Annotated in this window: 14 protein-coding genes; 8 read left to right on the top strand and 6 right to left on the bottom strand. The window is 71.9% G+C overall.

All coding sequences use genetic code 11. The features are described 5' to 3' along the window. Positions 1 to 70: 70 nt before the first annotated feature. Both NE235_RS19515 and argF read right to left on the bottom strand, forming a co-directional pair. A complete protein-coding gene (locus NE235_RS19515; RefSeq protein WP_252804951.1) occupies positions 71 to 1,444 on the bottom strand; it encodes an MFS transporter in 1,374 nt (457 codons plus the stop codon). A gap of 83 nt (positions 1,445 to 1,527) precedes the next feature. Next, positions 1,528 to 2,544 (bottom strand): ornithine carbamoyltransferase, encoded by a 1,017-nt coding sequence (gene argF / locus NE235_RS19510; RefSeq protein ID WP_319946970.1) that lies wholly within the window; start codon positions 2,542 to 2,544, stop codon positions 1,528 to 1,530. Positions 2,545 to 2,643: 99 nt separating this feature from the next. On the opposite strand from argF, the gene NE235_RS19505 reads away from it, so the two are divergent. From NE235_RS19505 to NE235_RS19485, 5 genes are all read left to right on the top strand, one after another. After that, positions 2,644 to 3,555 carry an ABC transporter ATP-binding protein gene (locus NE235_RS19505; protein WP_252804950.1) on the top strand — a complete coding sequence of 304 codons (912 nt, stop codon included), beginning with the start codon at positions 2,644 to 2,646 and terminating at the stop codon, positions 3,553 to 3,555. Continuing rightward, positions 3,552 to 4,319 carry an ABC transporter permease gene (locus NE235_RS19500; RefSeq protein ID WP_406567600.1) on the top strand — a complete coding sequence of 256 codons (768 nt, stop codon included), beginning with the start codon at positions 3,552 to 3,554 and terminating at the stop codon, positions 4,317 to 4,319. The genes NE235_RS19505 and NE235_RS19500 overlap by 4 nt, the downstream gene beginning before the upstream one ends. Positions 4,320 to 4,322: 3 nt before the next feature. After that, positions 4,323 to 5,264: an EamA family transporter gene (locus NE235_RS19495; protein ID WP_252804948.1), complete on the top strand. Its 942-nt coding sequence runs from the start codon at positions 4,323 to 4,325 to the stop codon at positions 5,262 to 5,264. Between the two features lie 153 nt (positions 5,265 to 5,417). Continuing rightward, the gene (locus NE235_RS19490; RefSeq protein ID WP_252804946.1) at positions 5,418 to 6,005 is read left to right on the top strand and encodes a Uma2 family endonuclease; all 588 of its coding nucleotides are present in this window, start codon (positions 5,418 to 5,420) and stop codon (positions 6,003 to 6,005) included. Positions 6,006 to 6,046: 41 nt separating this feature from the next. Next, complete coding sequence (locus NE235_RS19485; RefSeq protein ID WP_252804943.1) at positions 6,047 to 7,054, top strand: COX15/CtaA family protein; 1,008 nt, start codon at positions 6,047 to 6,049, stop codon at positions 7,052 to 7,054. A gap of 66 nt (positions 7,055 to 7,120) precedes the next feature. On the opposite strand, the gene NE235_RS19480 is transcribed toward NE235_RS19485, so the two are convergent. The 3 genes from NE235_RS19480 to NE235_RS19470 form a co-directional block, all read right to left on the bottom strand. Next, entirely contained in the window at positions 7,121 to 8,188 is a 1,068-nt protein-coding gene (locus NE235_RS19480; RefSeq protein ID WP_252804941.1) for an alpha/beta hydrolase, read from the bottom strand. A gap of 221 nt (positions 8,189 to 8,409) precedes the next feature. Further along, a complete protein-coding gene (polX, locus tag NE235_RS19475) occupies positions 8,410 to 10,122 on the bottom strand; it encodes a DNA polymerase/3'-5' exonuclease PolX (protein WP_252804933.1) in 1,713 nt (570 codons plus the stop codon). Between the two features lie 20 nt (positions 10,123 to 10,142). Beyond that, on the bottom strand, positions 10,143 to 10,760 hold the full coding sequence (locus NE235_RS19470; protein ID WP_252804931.1) for a GntR family transcriptional regulator: 618 nt from the start codon (positions 10,758 to 10,760) through the stop codon (positions 10,143 to 10,145). Between the two features lie 144 nt (positions 10,761 to 10,904). On the opposite strand from NE235_RS19470, the gene pdhA reads away from it, so the two are divergent. The 3 genes from pdhA to NE235_RS19455 are packed head-to-tail and all read left to right on the top strand — an operon-like array spanning position 10,905 to position 14,252. Beyond that, on the top strand, positions 10,905 to 11,963 hold the full coding sequence (gene pdhA, locus NE235_RS19465) for a pyruvate dehydrogenase (acetyl-transferring) E1 component subunit alpha (RefSeq protein WP_252804929.1): 1,059 nt from the start codon (positions 10,905 to 10,907) through the stop codon (positions 11,961 to 11,963). Positions 11,964 to 11,973: 10 nt separating this feature from the next. Further along, entirely contained in the window at positions 11,974 to 12,960 is a 987-nt protein-coding gene (locus NE235_RS19460) for an alpha-ketoacid dehydrogenase subunit beta (RefSeq protein ID WP_252804927.1), read from the top strand. Positions 12,961 to 12,968: 8 nt separating this feature from the next. Continuing rightward, positions 12,969 to 14,252: a pyruvate dehydrogenase complex dihydrolipoamide acetyltransferase gene (locus tag NE235_RS19455; protein WP_252804925.1), complete on the top strand. Its 1,284-nt coding sequence runs from the start codon at positions 12,969 to 12,971 to the stop codon at positions 14,250 to 14,252. A gap of 263 nt (positions 14,253 to 14,515) precedes the next feature. Here NE235_RS19455 and NE235_RS19450 read toward each other — a convergent pair whose 3' ends face one another. After that, the gene (locus NE235_RS19450) at positions 14,516 to 14,959 is read right to left on the bottom strand and encodes an aldo/keto reductase (RefSeq protein ID WP_289848908.1); all 444 of its coding nucleotides are present in this window, start codon (positions 14,957 to 14,959) and stop codon (positions 14,516 to 14,518) included. Positions 14,960 to 15,045 lie beyond the last annotated feature (86 nt).

Below are 15,045 nucleotides of genomic sequence, written 5' to 3'. Positions count from 1 at the left end.
TGAGCCTTGCCTCACCTGCGTGGACGACGCCCGTGGACGACGCCCGTGGACGATGCCCGTGGACGGCGCCCTACGCCGGCCCCGCACCCCCGCCTCGCACCATGGCCGCCACCACGAGGGCGCCGGTCAGGAACGCCGCGCCCGCGCCCGCCATCGGCGCGGCCAGGTGACCGCCGGCCCCCAGCGTGCCGAGCAGCGCCACGCCGATCGTGCTCCCCATCTGCCGGGCCGTGTTGACCGCGCCGGAGGCCACGCCCGCCCGTTCCGGCGGGGCGGCCTCGATGACGGTGGTCGTCGCGGCGGGCATCGTGAAGGCCATCCCGAAGCCCGCCGCCATCAGCGGGACCATGAGCAGCGGATACGGGGTACCCGGGCCGACGGCCGTCAGCGCGAAGAGCCCGGCCGCCCCCGTGACCAGGCCGATCAGCATGGTCGTCCGGGTGCCGGACCGGCCCGTCATCCGCCCGGACAGGTACGACGCCAGCGAGACCAGGATCCCCTCGGGCACCAGCGCCAGCCCGGCGAGGGTGGGGCTCATCCGGCGTACGTCCTGGAAGAACAGGCTGAGCACGAACAACTGCCCGTAGAAGCCGAGGTTGATCAGCAACCCGACCGCGTTACCGCCGGAGAACGCCGCGCCGCGGAAGAGACCGAGGGGCAGCATCGGGTTCGCCGCCCGCCGCTCCGCCGCCACGAACGCGGCGGCGGACAGGGCCGCGACCGCGAGGCCGCCGAGCACGACGGGCGAGACCCAGCCGCGGGTCCGCGCCTCGATCAGCGCGAACGTCAGCAGGCCGAGCGCGCCGACCACCGCGAGCTGCGCCCCGAGGTCGAGCCCGCGCCGCCCGTGCCCCTCGGGCCGTACGACGTGCCGGACGGTGAACAGCAGACCGGCCAGGCCGATCGGCACGTTGATGAAGAAGACCAGGCGCCAGCTCGCCGCGTCGGTCAGCACCCCGCCGAGCACCGGGCCCGAGGCGGCCGCGACTCCGGCCACCCCGCCCCACACCCCGACGGCGCGGGCCCGCGCGCGGGCATCGGGGTGCGCCGCCTGCAGCAGCGCCAGCGAGGACGGGACAAGCACGGCGGCCGCGGCGCCCTGGACCAGCCGGGCCGCGACCAGCGCGCCCGCGTCCGGTGCCAGCCCGCACGCCGCCGAGGCGACGGTGAAGAGCGACAGGCCGGCGCAGAACACCCGGTGCGGCCCCACCCGGTCGCCGAGCGCGCCGGCGGACAGCAGCAGGGTCGCGAACGTGAGCGTGTAGCCGTCGACCACCCACTGGAGGACGCCCATCCCGCCACCGAGGTCACGGCCCAGCGCGGGCAGCGACAGGTTCACGGCGGTGGCGTCGATGATCACCAGGAAGTAGCCGAGGCAGATGGCGACCAGCGGCAGCGCTCCGGTACGCGGCCGGATGTCGGAGTCGGATCTCAGCGTGACCATGCCCCGATGCTCGCCCGCGATCGTTTCGACGAGCGCCAAAGCGTCCCCGGACCGTCACGGAGGTCCGGAAAGCGTCCCCCCGGTCAGTCCTCGCCGGCGAGGGTGGCCACGAGGACGGCCTTGATGGTGTGCAGGCGGTTCTCGGCCTGGTCGAAGACGATCGAGGCCTCCGACTCGAAGACCTCGTCGGTGACCTCCAGCCCGTCCAGGCCGAACTGCGCGTGGATCTCCTCACCGACCGTCGTCGCCCGGTCGTGGAAGGCCGGCAGGCAGTGCATGAACCGCACCGACGGGTTCCCCGTCGCCTCGAGGACCTTGGCGTTGACCTGGTACGGCGCGAGGAGCTCGATCCGCTCGGCCCAGACCTCCTTGGGCTCGCCCATCGACACCCACACGTCCGTGTGGACGAAGTCGGCGCCGCGCACGCCCGCCGCGACGTCGTCCGTCAGCGTGATCCGCGCCCCGCTGCGCTCGGCCAGGTCGCGGGCGGCGGCCTGGACCTCCGCGGACGGCAGCAGGCCCTCAGGGGCGACGAGGCGGACGTCCATGCCCAGCAGCGCGCCCATGACGAGGAGGGAGTTGCCCATGTTGTTGCGCGCGTCGCCGAGGTAGGCGAACGCGATCTCCTCGAGCGGCCGGGCCGCGTGCTCGGCCATGGTGAACGCGTCGCAGAGGCTCTGCGTGGGGTGCCACTCGTCGGTGAGGCCGTTCCACACCGGGACTCCGGCGTACGCGGCGAGGGTCTCGACGTCGTCCTGGCGCCGGCCGCGGTACTGGATGCCGTGGAACATCCGGCCCAGCACCCGCGCGGTGTCCTTCACCGACTCCTTGTGCCCGATCTGCGAGCCCGCCGGGTCGAGGTAGGTGACGTGCGCGCCCTGGTCGTACGCCGCCACCTCGAACGCGCTCCGCGTGCGCGTGGACGTCTTCTCGAAGATCAGCGCGATGGCGCGGCCGGTCAGGCGGGGGCGCTCGGCGCCCGCCCGGCGTGCCGTCTTCAGCTCGCCCGCCAGGTCGATGAGCGAACGGAACTCCTCGGCGGTGAAGTCGAGCTCCTTCAGGAAGCTACGGCCGCGCAGCATGTGACCTCCAAGAGACATGACAGGACTGTATCGCCATGCGCTTGAATGAATCAATATTCAGATCAATGTCAGGGGTGGCCACCTCGCCTCCGAGCACGCCCTCCTAGACTCAGGTCCATGGAGCCCCTCGCGGTCGCAGTCAATGGCCTGGTCAAACGCTATGGCATGACCGCTGCGGCCGACGGCCTGTCCTTCGAGGCCCGATCCGGCGAGGTGACGGCCCTGCTCGGCCCCAACGGAGCGGGCAAGACGACCACCGTCGAGATCTGCGAGGGCTACCGCCGCGCCGACGCCGGCAGCGTGCGCGTCCTCGGCCGTGACCCCCATGATCCGGAGCTCAGGACGCGCATCGGCGTCATGCTGCAGTCCGGGGGCGTGCCGACCCACGCCCGCGCCGGAGAGTTCCTGCGCCTCATCGCGAGCTTCTACGCCACCCCCCTCGACCCCGCCGCGCTGCTCGAGCGTCTCGGGCTGACCGCCTCGGCCCGGACCTCCTACCGCCGCCTGTCCGGCGGTCAGCAGCAGCGGCTGGCGCTCGCCGCCGCGGTCGTCGGCCGCCCCGAGCTCGTGTTCCTCGACGAGCCCACCGCGGGCCTCGATCCGCAGGCCCGCCACGCCACCTGGGAGCTCGTCGAGGACCTGAAGGCCGCAGGCGTCGCCGTCATCCTGACCACGCACCACATGGACGAGGCGGAACGGCTCGCCGACGAGGTCGTCATCGTCGACCACGGCAGCGTCATCGCCTCGGGCCCGCCGTCCTCGCTGACCGGCGCCGAGCGGCAGCTGCGCTTCCGTGCCCGTCCCGGGCTCGGCCTGGACGAACTGCTGTCCGCGCTGCCGCCCGCGACGATCGCCAAGGAGTCCCCCGCCGGCCACTACGTCATCGAGGGCGACCTCGTCCCCGAGCTGCTCGCCACCGTGACCGCCTGGTGCGCCTCCAACGGCGTCATGACCGAGGACCTGCGGATCGAGCGCCGGACCCTCGAAGACGTGTTCCTCGAACTGACCGGACGGGAGCTCCGCTCGTGACGGACCTGACGTTCAGCCCCTCCCCCGGTGCGGCGCCGCGGTCCCGCATGATCCGGGCGCAGACGGCGTACGAACTGCGCACGCTGCTGCGCAACGGCGAGCAACTGCTCCTGATCCTGATCATCCCCGTCGCCCTGCTGCTGTTGTTCAGCAGCGCGCCGCTGCTCGACCTGGGCGCGGGCCGGCGCGTCGACTTCCTGACGCCGGGCGTGCTGGCCCTGGCGGTGATGTCCACCGCGTTCACCGGCCAGGCGATCGGCACCGGCTTCGAACGACGGTACGGCGTGCTCAAGCGGCTCGGCGCCACGCCGCTCCCCCGATCCGGGCTGATCATCGCCAAGACGCTGACCGTGCTGGCCGTCGAGGTCCTGCAGGCGCTGGTCATCTGCGTGGTGGCCGCCGCGCTCGGCTGGAGCCCGCACGGGAACCCGGGCACCGTGATCCTGCTGCTGCTCCTGGGCACCGCGGCGTTCAGCGGGTTCGGCCTGCTGATGGCGGGCACCCTCCGCGCCGAGGCGACCCTGGCGGCCGCGAACCTCGTCTACATCCTCCTGCTGGCCCTCGGCGGCGTCATATTCCCGTTGACAAAGTTCTCCGGGGGCGTACGGTCGGTGCTCGAACTGCTACCGATCTCCGCGCTCGCCGACGGGCTGCGCCAGGTACTGCAGCACGGTGCCGGGTTCCCCGCTCGCGACCTGGTGATCCTCGCCGTGTGGGCGGTCCTCGGCCTCGCTCTCGCCGCGCGATTCTTCTCCTGGGAGTGACGCATGGCGCTCGCCGACGCCCCCGGCTCATATGAGGGGGCCGGGTCGCTCCCGCCCCGATCCACGGGTCTCCGGCTGTCCTTCGGCTCGATCCCGCCGCCCGCCCTGATCCTGCTCGGTATCGTCTCGGTGCAGGTCGGCGCCGGTCTCGCCAAGAACCTCTTCGACCGCATCTCACCGGACGCCATCGTGATGCTGCGCCTGGCCACCTCGGCCATCGTGCTCTCGGTGATGGCCCGCTCCGCGCTGCGCGACCTCCGGCGTTCGCACTCCCGGCGCGACCTCGCGGTCGCCGTGCTGTTCGGCCTCACCCTCGCCGGGATGAACTTCAGCTTCTACCAGGCGATGGCGCGGATCCCGCTCGGCGTCGCGGTGACGATCGAGTTCCTCGGGCCGCTCACCGTCTCGATCGTCGCGTCACGGCGCCGGCTGGACCTGCTGTGGGCGGTCCTGGCGCTGGGCGGGGTGGCGATGCTCGCCCGCGGCGGCGGCGACGTCTCCCTGACCGGCGTGGTGTTCGGGCTGCTCGCGGCCGTCGGGTGGGCCGCGTACATCCTGCTGAGCGGCGCGACGGGCAAGCGGTTCTCCGGATCGACCGGCCTGGCCATCGCGAGCGTCGTCGGCACCCTCGCCGTCATGCCCATCGGGATCGCCACCGGCGGTCCGCGGCTGCTCGACCCGGAGATCCTGCTGATCGGGCTCGGCGTCGGGCTGCTGTCGTCGGTCATTCCCTACAGCCTGGAGCTCGAGGCGCTGCGGCGCGTGCCCGCCCGGGTGTTCGGCATCCTCATGAGCGTCGAGCCCGCGGTGGCCGCCCTGGCCGGTCTCGTCTTCCTCGGCGAGGTGCTGGTGTGGCGGGAGTGGCTGGCGATCGGCTGCGTCATCGCCGCCTGCGTCGGCGCCACCCGCTTCCAGGACACCCCACCCGAAGCCCCCGAAGCCTGACCACCTCGGCCACCACTTGCCATCATCACGAAGCGCTATCACTCGTGTACTATCGGTGCCTGCGGTGGTCCTCTGGCGTTCGGCCGGTGACCTGACCTCCTGAAGAGGGGTCATGCCATGCCCATGGCCACGACGTCTCTACCGAGGACTCAGATGATCGCCGTTCCGGACTGGCCGTACGGCCCGTACACCATCGATGACCTGGACGCGCTGCCCGACGAGGGCGTACGTCGAGAGCTCGTGAACGGATGGATCATCGTGGCCCCCTGGCCGAGCACCTTTAATGATCACGCGGCCAAGAAGCTGGAGCGTGCGCTGGAGGACGCCGCCGCCGGCGCGGCGGCCGACGTGTACATCAAAGGCCCGCTCGACATCGACACCGGCCCGTCGATCCGTGTGCCGGACATCGTGGTCGTCGGGGGTGAGGCTGCGCGGGCGGCGCGCGCTCGCCGGGCTCGGGCCTACGACGCCGCGGACGTGCTGCTGGTCGTGGAGATCGTCTCCCCACGGAGCGGGAGTGAGCAGCACGACCGGGTGGACAAGGTCTTCGAGTACGCCCGAGCCGGGATTCCGCAGTACTGGCTCGTCGACCTGGAACCGGAGCCGTGCATCGTCATCCGCAGGCTCGGCGATGAGGGAAGGTATCACGTCACCGGCTCGGCCGATCGAGGATCGGCGCTGAAGATCGACGAGCCGTTCCCCTTCGGCTTCGGCGTCGCCTCGCTCGTCGACCGAAGGTGACGGCGGGACCCGGATCCGGGGCATGGCCGGGCGCTCGTACGATGAAGGGCGTGCGATCCGACAACCCGCTGATCCGGCTTCGTGACCTCGTGTGGCGTCCGACGCCCGCCGCCCTGCGCGGGCTCGCCCTCGCGAGCGTCGCGGGCAACGCCCTGATCATGGCGACGGGCGCGGCCGTGCGCGTCAGCGGCTCGGGGCTCGGCTGCCCCACGTGGCCGAAGTGCACCGGCACGAGCCTCGTGCCGACGCACACCCCGCAGCACTCGGCCGTCAACATGGCGATCGAGTTCGGCAACCGGCTGCTGACCTTCCTGGTGCTGGCGCTCGGCGTGGCGGTGTTCGTCGCGGCGCTGCGGCTGCGCCCCCGGCGCCGGGGGCTGGTGCGGCTGGCCGCGATCCAGCCGCTGAGCGTGGTGGCGCAGGCGATCGTCGGCGGGATCGTCGTGCTGACCGACCTGCACCCGGTCTCGGTGACCGTGCACTTCCTGCTGTCGCCGGCCATCCTGGCCGCGGCCGTCGTGCTGTGGGTGCGCGCGGGCGAGGGCGACGAACGCGCCCGGCCCGTCGTCCGCCAAGAGCTGGTCTGGCTGGGCCGCGCGCTCACCGGCGTGGTCTTCCTGCTCCTCGTGGCGGGCACCGTGGTGACCGGCACCGGCCCGCACGCCGGCGATCCCAAGGCCCGCCGCTACGACTTCCAGATCGAGCAGGTCGCCCAGTTCCACGCGGACATCGTCTGGGCGACGGTCGGGCTGACCTTCGCGCTGCTCCTGGGGCTGCGGCTGACCAACGCCCCGAAGCCCGCACAGCGGCGCGCGCTCGAGCTCCTGGTCGTCGAGCTCGCGCAGGGCGTCATCGGTTACGTGCAGTACTTCACCAACGTCCCCGGCGCGCTCGTCGTCGCCCACGTGCTCGGCGCGGCCCTGGTGTGGATCGCGACCCTACGCCTCCTGTTCGCCCTCCGCGACCGCGGCGTCATGCCGGCGTCCCCGGCCGCCGCGCCTCCGGCGGCGACGCTCGACGCCGCCCCGGCCGCCTCCCTCGGCGGCTGACCCGGCCGCTCACCGAGGTCCGGCCTCCCCGGTGGTCCTCCCCGGGTCCCCGGTCGCCCCGGGCCTTCAGGCGGCGTGGGTGAGCTGGGTGGTGAGCCACTGGAAGCACTTGGGGAGCATGGCCGTCCAGACGCCGGTGTTGTGGCCGCCGCGCGGCACGATGTACGTGTAGACGGTCGAGGGCGGGCGTGCCGCCTGCGCCATGGTGGTCACCGCCGCCGTGGTTCCCGGGTCCTGCCTGCTGGCGGTCAGCAGCAGGTTCACGGCCGGGTGCCTGGTCCGGAGCACGGTGGGGAGGTCGGCGCCCGGCAGCCTGGCCAGGGCCGGGTTGGAGGCGGTGAAGTAGCCGGAGAGGCTGACCCCCGCCCGGAACAGGCGGGGGTGTTCCGCGGCGAGCCTGGCGGCGCAGTATCCGCCCGTCGAGTAGCCCATCGTCCCCCAGGCGTCGCGGCCGGGCAGGGCGCGGAAGTTCTCGGTGACGATCCGCCGGACGTCGTCGGTCAGCCACGTGGCGACCTTCGGGCCGCGCGGCACGTCGGTGCACTCGGTGTCGTGTCCGGGGACGACGGTCATGGTGGGCGCGACGAGGATGTACGGCTGCGCGGCGCCCTTCTTCATCGCCTCCTGGAGTCTCTTCGGCCCCTGCATCGTGTGGAACCAGGTGATCGGGATGCCGGGGAAGCCGGGGAACAGCTCGACGACCGGGAATCGCTGCTGCGGGTACCGGTGATACTGCGGCGGCAGCCACACCCAGATCCTGCTCCGGATGCCGGACCTGGCGCCGACCAGTTCGGCGGACAACGCCTGGTCCTTGCGGTCGGGCCGGAAGTCGTTGCGGAGCCGCTTGGACAGGCCACGGGCCAGGGGCGGGGGTCCGCCGTTCTGCTGCTGGATGGGCGCGTCGGCGCCGTTCTGGCCGATCAGGTCGTCCCAGGAGGCGAAGAACTGAAAATGATCGTTGAGGCCGATGCCCGCCAGGAGGACGGCCGTCACCTGGCAGAGCAGGATCAGCACGATCCTGGCCGGCCAGGCCGCCATGCCCCGTACGCGTCCCCACAGCAGCGTGCAGCCGACCGGTGCGGCCAGGGCCAGCACGATCGACAGGACGAGCAGTGGCCAGCCCAGCAGACTCAACCGTGGCCTCCCCGAAGGCGTTGACCGAGCGTCGCCGCAACGCCACCTGAACGGTGGCTCCAGGCGCGCTCATCGCCGGCCGATCGTAGGGGGACCGGGGTTCACCCCGGCTTGAGGGAAGGTGTCGGCCGCGTGTACTCCGCGTTCACCTGGCGTGAAGGTGCCGCCGTTCGTCACCGCGATCGGGGGGCGCCGGTGCCGCGCCCCGCGTGCGCTCTCGGTCAGTCGCCTCGGAGGTAGGCGCGCAGGCGGTCGAGCGGCCAGGTGTTGACGACGTCCTCGGGGGCGAGCCAGCCGCGCTGCGCGGTGCCGACGGCGTACGGGAGGTTGTCGAAGTGGCCGGGGGCGTGGGCGTCGCTGTCGACGGCGAACTTGACGCCATGCCGCCGGGCACGCCGGATGAGGTCGGCGGGCAGGTCCAGCCGGTCGGGGAACGCGTCGATCTCCAGGATCGTGCGGGCCCGCGCGCAGGCGGCGAAGACGGCGTCCCAGTCGGCGTCGACGGGGGCGCGGCGGCCGATGCTGCGCGCGGTCGGGTGACCGAGGATGTGGACGTGGGGGTTCTCGACCGCGCGGACGAGCCTGCGGGTCATCGCCGCCCGGTCCTGGGTGAAATGGGAGTGGACGGACGCGACGCAGACGTCGAAGCCCGCGAGGAACCCGGCCGGCCAGTCCACCTCGCCGTCGGGGTCGATGTTCAGCTCGGTGCCGTGCAGCAGCGCCATGTGCGGATACCGCTCCTGCAGCGCGCGCACGGCCTCGCGCTGGGCGAGCATCTTCTCGTCCGTCATGCGCTGCATGAAGAGGTTCGGCGCGTGGTCGGTGATCGCGTAGTACTCGTTGCCGCGCGCGGCCGCGGCGGCGACCATGTCCTCCAGGGAGGCGACGCCGTCGGTCAGGTCGGTGTGGGTGTGCAGGTCGCCCCGCAGGTCGGTGAGCTCGACCAGGCGGGGCAGCTCGCCGCGCAGCGCCGCCTCGATCTCCCCCTCGTCCTCGCGCAGCGGCGGCGGGATCCACGGCAGCCCGAGCCGGGCGTATACGTCCTCCTCGGTGGCGGAGACGATCAGCTCGCCCGTCTCAACCGAGAACAGGCCGTACTCCGACAGCTTGAGCCCGGCGCGTACGGCGATCTCGCGGGTGCGGACATTGTGCGCCTTGGAACCGGTGAAGTACTGCAGGGCGGCGCCCCAGGACTCCGGCGGCACGACGCGCAGGTCGACCTGGAGGCCCTTGAGCGTACGGACGGAGGTCTTCGTCTCACCGCTCCCGATCACCTCGGTGACGAACGGGAGGGGGGTGAAGGCCGCCATGAGCGGGCCCGAGTCGTCGGCGGTGGCGAGGATGTCGATGTCGCCGATCGTCTCCCGGCGGCGCCGCAGCGATCCGGCGACCGCGCAGCGGCCGGCGAGCGGGGAAAGCGCGGCGACGATCTCAGTGGCGAGTTCGGTGGCGACGTCGATCAGCGCCCGCTCTCCCTGGCTCCGCAGCAGCTCGATGCCGTGGAGGATGTTCTCCTCGGTCTTGGCGCCGAACCCCTTGAGCCCGGTCAGGCGGCCGGCCGGGATGGCCTCGGCGAGCTGCTCCACCGAGGAGATGCCGAGCTCCTCGTACAGCAGCATGGCCTTCTTCGGCCCGAGGGTCGGGATGGCGGTCAGGGCGCGCACGCCCGCCGGGATGCGCGCGCGCAGCGCCTCGAGCTGCCGGATCGTCCCCGTCTGCTGGTAGTCGAGGATCTTCTTGGCGATCGCCTCGCCGACGTTCGGGATCTTCCGGAGGCCCTTGAGGTCGAGGGCCGTGACGTCGTCGGGGTGACCGCCGATGGCGCGGGCGGCCTTCTCGTAGGCGCGGATCTTGTAGGCCGCCTCCCCGGTGATGGAGAGAAGATCGGCGAACTCCTGGAACAGAGCCGCGACGTCGTCGTTAGGGCGCCCCATGCCTCCGATCCTAGAGTCGGTCAGGGGGCGTAGCTCATGACGTGGTCGTGCACCATGCGGCCGACGCCGAGGTCGCGGCGGCGGAACGCCTCGGTGATGTCGGTGTGCTCGACGGCCTTGCCGCACAGCTCGGTACCCCGGCGCCGCAGGGACAGGGCCGTCCACACCTCGATGCCCAGGGACTGCCACACCGAGCGCAGCAGGCGGTTGCCGGACGCCTCCACGATCTCGCGGTGGAACGCGATGCTGTGCCGCATCTCCTCGTCCGGGTCGGTCGCGGCGGCGAGACGTGTGATGTGGACCTCGAGCGCCTCGACCCGGCCCTCCAGCCGCTGGACGGCGAGGTCGGCGGCGGTCTCCTCCAGGCCGGCGCGGACCGGGAAGACCTCGGCGAGGTCCTCGTCCGTGAAGTCGCGCACTCTCGCTCCCCGGTTGGGCAGCGTCTCGATCAGGCGAAGCGCCTCGAGGTGGCGGAGCGCCTCCCGGACGGGGGCCTGGCTGACGCCGAGCTCCGCCGCGATGCGTCGCTCGACGATACGCTCGCCGGGCGCCCAGCGGCCCGAGGTGATGCCGTCGATCAAGACCTGGCGGATCTGGTCGCCGAGGCCGGTGCGCACCAGCGCGGGAGACGCGTTCATGTTACTCAATGGTAGCCGCCCCCTACGTGGTAAAACCGTTCTCATCACTGATCTATGATCGATCATAGATAATCGCCTCCTGATTGTATGGGCGTGGGTCGTGGGAACCCCATCGAAGCGCCCGGACACGAAGGGAACACCTCGATGGGTGACACCAAGACGAGGACCCCGGCACGACGGGCCAAGACCCGCGCGGCGCAGCCCGAGCCGGAGACGCTTGTCGCGTACTACCGGCAGATGCTGCTCATACGCAGGTTCGAAGAGCGCGCCGCCCGGGCGTATACCGAAGCCAAGATCGGTGGCTACTGTCACCTGAATCTGGGTGAGGAGGCGACGGTCACCGGGCTGATGGCGGCGCTGCAGCCCCGTGACTACCTGTTCACGAACTACCGGGAGCACGGGTACGCCCTCGCCCGTGGCATCGACGCCCGCCGCGTCATGGCCGAGCTGTACGGCCGGAGCACCGGCGTCTCCAAGGGCTGGGGCGGGTCGATGCACATGTTCGACCTGGAGTCGCGGCTGCTCGGCGGGTACGGCATCGTCGGCGGCCAGCTCCCTCTCGCCACCGGCGCGGCACTCGCCGTGAACTACAAGGGCGGCGACGAGGTCGTCATGTGCCAGATGGGCGACGGTACGACCAACATCGGGGCGTTCCACGAGTCGCTGAACATGGCCGCCCTCTGGGACCTGCCGATCGTCTTCGTCGTCATCAACAACGGCCTGGGCATGGGCACGACCGTCGAGGCGTCCTCGGCCGAGCCGGAGCTGTACCGCCGGGCCTCGGCGTACCGCATGGAGAGCGCCCGCGTCGACGGCACCGACGTCGTCGCCGTACGTGACGCCGCGCAGGCGGCCGTCGAGCGGGCCCGCCGCGAGAGCAAGCCCTTCCTGCTGGAGACGACGAGCCCGCGCCTGCGCGGCCACTCGGTCGTCGACCCGGCCCGTTACCGCACGGCGGAGGAGAAGGAGGCGCTCAAGGAGGCCGACCCGCTCGCCCACTTCGGGCTGACGCTGGAGGAGGCCGGCATCCTCGACGCCGAGGCGCGCACGAAGCTGGACGCCGAGGTGAAGGCCGAGGTCGACGACGCGGCCGCGTTCGCGGACGACAGCCCGCACCCGGACGTGTCGACGCTGTTCGACTACACCTACGCCACGCCCGTCCGCGGCGTGCCCCGCCGCCTGCCGGCCGACCCGGTCTTCTGAGGAGATTCACATGGCGACCATGACCTACCGCCAGGCCCTCCGGGACACCCTGCGCGACGAGATGCTGCGCGACGAGAACGTCTTCGTCATGGGCGAGGAGATCGGCGTCTTCGAGGGCTCGTACAAGATCACTGAGGGGCTGCTCAAGGAGTTCGGTCCTAAGCGCGTCCGCGACACCCCGATCGCCGAGGAGGGCTTCGTCGGCGCCGCGATCGGCGCGGCCATGCTCGGCCTGCGCCCCGTCGTCGAGATCATGACGATCAACTTCTCGCTGCTCGCGCTGGACCAGATCGTCAACCACGCGGCCAAGATCTACGGCATGTTCGGCGGGCAGTGCAGCGTGCCGATGGTGATCCGCACGCCCGGCGGCGGCGGCCAGCAGCTCGGCGCCACGCACTCGCAGAACGTCGAGCTGTTCTACTCGTTCATCCCCGGCCTGAAGGTCCTCGCGCCCAGCACGCCCGCCGAGGCGTCCTCGATGCTGCGGGCGGCGATCCGCGACGACGACCCGGTGCTGTTCCTGGAGAACCTCGCGCTGTACAACACGCGCGGCGAGGTGCCCGACGATCTGGAGCCCGCCGAGATCGGCCGGGCCGCAGTGACCCGTCCGGGCACGGACGTCACGATCATCGCGTACTCCCGGATGGCCCACGTCGCAGCCGAGGCGGCCGACAAGCTCGCCACCGACGGCATCAGCGCCGAGATCGTCGACCTGCGCAGCCTGCGCCCGCTGGACCGGGAGACCGTCGTCGAGTCCGTCCGCCGCACGGGCTGCGCCGTCGTGGCCGAGGACGACTGGCTCACCTACGGCATCGGCGCCGAGATCGCCGCGACGATCCAGGAGGGCGCGTTCGACCACCTCGACGCCCCGGTGCGCCGGGTCGCGATGGCCGAGGTACCGCTCCCCTACTCCAAGCCGCTCGAACTGGCCGCCCTGCCGTCGGCCGAGTCGCTCGTCACCGCCGTTCGCGACACCGTACGCGCGACCGGACGTTAGGAAGATTCATGTCCGAGATCCTCATGCCGCGCCTGTCCGACACCATGGAGGAAGGCGTCATCAGCGCGTGGCACAAGAAGCCCGGCGACAAGGTCAGCGCCGGTGAGGCCCTGGTCGACATCGAGACCGACAAGGCCCTGATGGAGTACGAGGCGTACGAGGACGGTGTCCTCGGCGAGATCCTGGTCGCCGAGGGCCAGACCGCCTCCATCGGCGCGCCGATCGCGATCCTCCTGGGCGAGGGCGAGTCCGCGCCGCCGAAGGCACCCGCCGCCCCCGAGGCCGCTCCGGCCGCGAACGGCCAGGCGGCCGCCCCGCAGCAGCCCGCCGCCGCGCCGGCCCCCGCCGCGACCGCCACCGTCCCGGCACAGGGCGCCCCCGCCGAAGCCTCGAACGACACCCGGTCCCGCCCGCCGTCCTCCCCGCTCGCGCGCAGGCTGGCGCGCGAGAACGACCTCGACCTGACGACGATCACCGGTTCGGGCCCCGGCGGCCGGATCGTCCGCGCCGACATCGAGGCCGCGCTGAAGAACGCCCCGGCCCCGGCGCCCGCGGCCCCGCAGGCGCCCTCCCCCGCGACGACCGCTCCCGCGGCCGCCGAGGACCCGGACGTCGAGCGGGTGCCCCTCAGCCGGATCCGGAAGGTCACCGCCCGCCGGCTCACCGAGAGCATGCAGTCGACGCCGCACTTCTACCTCACGCGGGTCGTCGACGTCGGCGCGCTCCTGGCCTTCCGCAAGACGCTGAACGAGGCCCTCAACCCGGCGAAGGTGAGCGTCAACGACCTCATCGTCAAGGCGTGCGCCACCGCCCTGCGGGCCAACCCGGTGCTGAACGTCTCGTTCACCGAGGACAGCCTCCTCGTGCACAAGCGGGTGAACGTCGGCGTCGCCGTCGCGCTCGAGGACGGCCTCGTGGTCCCGGTCATCCGGGACGCCGACCGTAAGACCGTGTCGCAGATCGGCGCGGAGACCCGCGAGCTGGCCGGGCGGGCGCGCGAGCAGCGCCTCACCCCGCAGGAGATGTCCGGCGGCACCTTCACGGTCAGCAACCTCGGGATGTTCGGCATCGACTCCTTCACGGCGGTCATCAACCCGCCGGAGGCGGGCATCCTCGCCGTCGGCGCGACCCGCAAGGACGTCGTCGTCGGCGACGACGGCGAGTTCACCGCGCGGGACCGGCTCACGCTGACCCTGTCCGTCGACCACCGCGCCTGCGACGGCGCGACCGGCGCGAAGTTCCTCGGCGAACTGGCCGAGCTCCTGGAGAACCCCCTCCGCATCATCGCCTGACCCGGCTCGGGACAGATACGACGATGCCCCGTCGTCCTCATGACGAGGACGGCGGGGCATCTCGTATCGTCTGACCAAGCTTTCGGCGGCGTTGAGCTCCTCCAGTTGCTCGTCGCCCTCGGTTTCCGCCGAGGGTTCTGGTTGTGCGAGCGACCGAGATCCTCGGCGGCGAGACGCCGGTGAGAGTGGCCCCACCCGGCCCAGCCCGGGACCAACCGGGCGGGTCCGCCGAGCCGGGCGCCGGCGGCCTCTGGCGTGGTCGTTCAAGTCCGCACGGACACCCGCTCGTCGAGAAGGCCCTCCGCGACCAGATCGGCCCATACCTGATCCGGCACCTCCGCCCCGTACGCGGCGGCGTTGTCCCGCACCTCGTCCGGTGAGCGCGTGCCGACCACGATGCCGGCGACCGCCGGATGCAGCAGGGGGAACGCCATCGCCGCCTGAGGGAGGGTCACACCGTGTGCCTCACACACGGTCACGATCCGGCGTACCCGCCGCAGGATCTCCGGCGAGGCGGGGGCATAGTCGAAGGTCGCTCCCTCGGCAGGGCGGGGCGTGGCGAGCAGGCCGGAGTAGAAGATCGAGGCGGCGAGCACCGACACGCCGCGTGCGGCGCAGGCCGGCAGGAGGTCGTCGAGCGCGCTGTGGTCCAGCAGCGTGTAGCGGCCGGAGAGCATCACCGCGTCGACATCGGTCTCCTCGACCAGTCTGCAGCCACTCGACGAGCACAGCGCGGACCCGGAGATCGCCGGACCCGGCTGCGCCCGCTACGTGGCGTACGCGAAGAAGGCGC

It is taken from the genome of Actinoallomurus spadix (genome assembly GCF_024055725.1).
Taxonomy (GTDB): domain Bacteria; phylum Actinomycetota; class Actinomycetes; order Streptosporangiales; family Streptosporangiaceae; genus Actinoallomurus; species Actinoallomurus spadix.
This window is presented reverse-complemented; position numbering and strand designations above follow the sequence as displayed.

Coding starts and splice junctions, on each gene's coding strand:
- NE235_RS19490 (WP_252804946.1), top strand. CDS start 5,418: ATGATCGCCGTTCCGGACTGGCCGTACGGCCCGTACACCATCGATGAC.
- NE235_RS19505 (WP_252804950.1), top strand. CDS start 2,644: ATGGAGCCCCTCGCGGTCGCAGTCAATGGCCTGGTCAAACGCTATGGC.
- NE235_RS19515 (WP_252804951.1), bottom strand. CDS start 1,444: ATGGTCACGCTGAGATCCGACTCCGACATCCGGCCGCGTACCGGAGCG.
- NE235_RS19455 (WP_252804925.1), top strand. CDS start 12,969: ATGTCCGAGATCCTCATGCCGCGCCTGTCCGACACCATGGAGGAAGGC.
- NE235_RS19485 (WP_252804943.1), top strand. CDS start 6,047: ATGAAGGGCGTGCGATCCGACAACCCGCTGATCCGGCTTCGTGACCTC.
- polX (WP_252804933.1), bottom strand. CDS start 10,122: ATGGGGCGCCCTAACGACGACGTCGCGGCTCTGTTCCAGGAGTTCGCC.
- NE235_RS19495 (WP_252804948.1), top strand. CDS start 4,323: ATGGCGCTCGCCGACGCCCCCGGCTCATATGAGGGGGCCGGGTCGCTC.
- NE235_RS19470 (WP_252804931.1), bottom strand. CDS start 10,760: ATGAACGCGTCTCCCGCGCTGGTGCGCACCGGCCTCGGCGACCAGATC.
- NE235_RS19460 (WP_252804927.1), top strand. CDS start 11,974: ATGGCGACCATGACCTACCGCCAGGCCCTCCGGGACACCCTGCGCGAC.
- argF (WP_319946970.1), bottom strand. CDS start 2,544: ATGTCTCTTGGAGGTCACATGCTGCGCGGCCGTAGCTTCCTGAAGGAG.
- pdhA (WP_252804929.1), top strand. CDS start 10,905: ATGGGTGACACCAAGACGAGGACCCCGGCACGACGGGCCAAGACCCGC.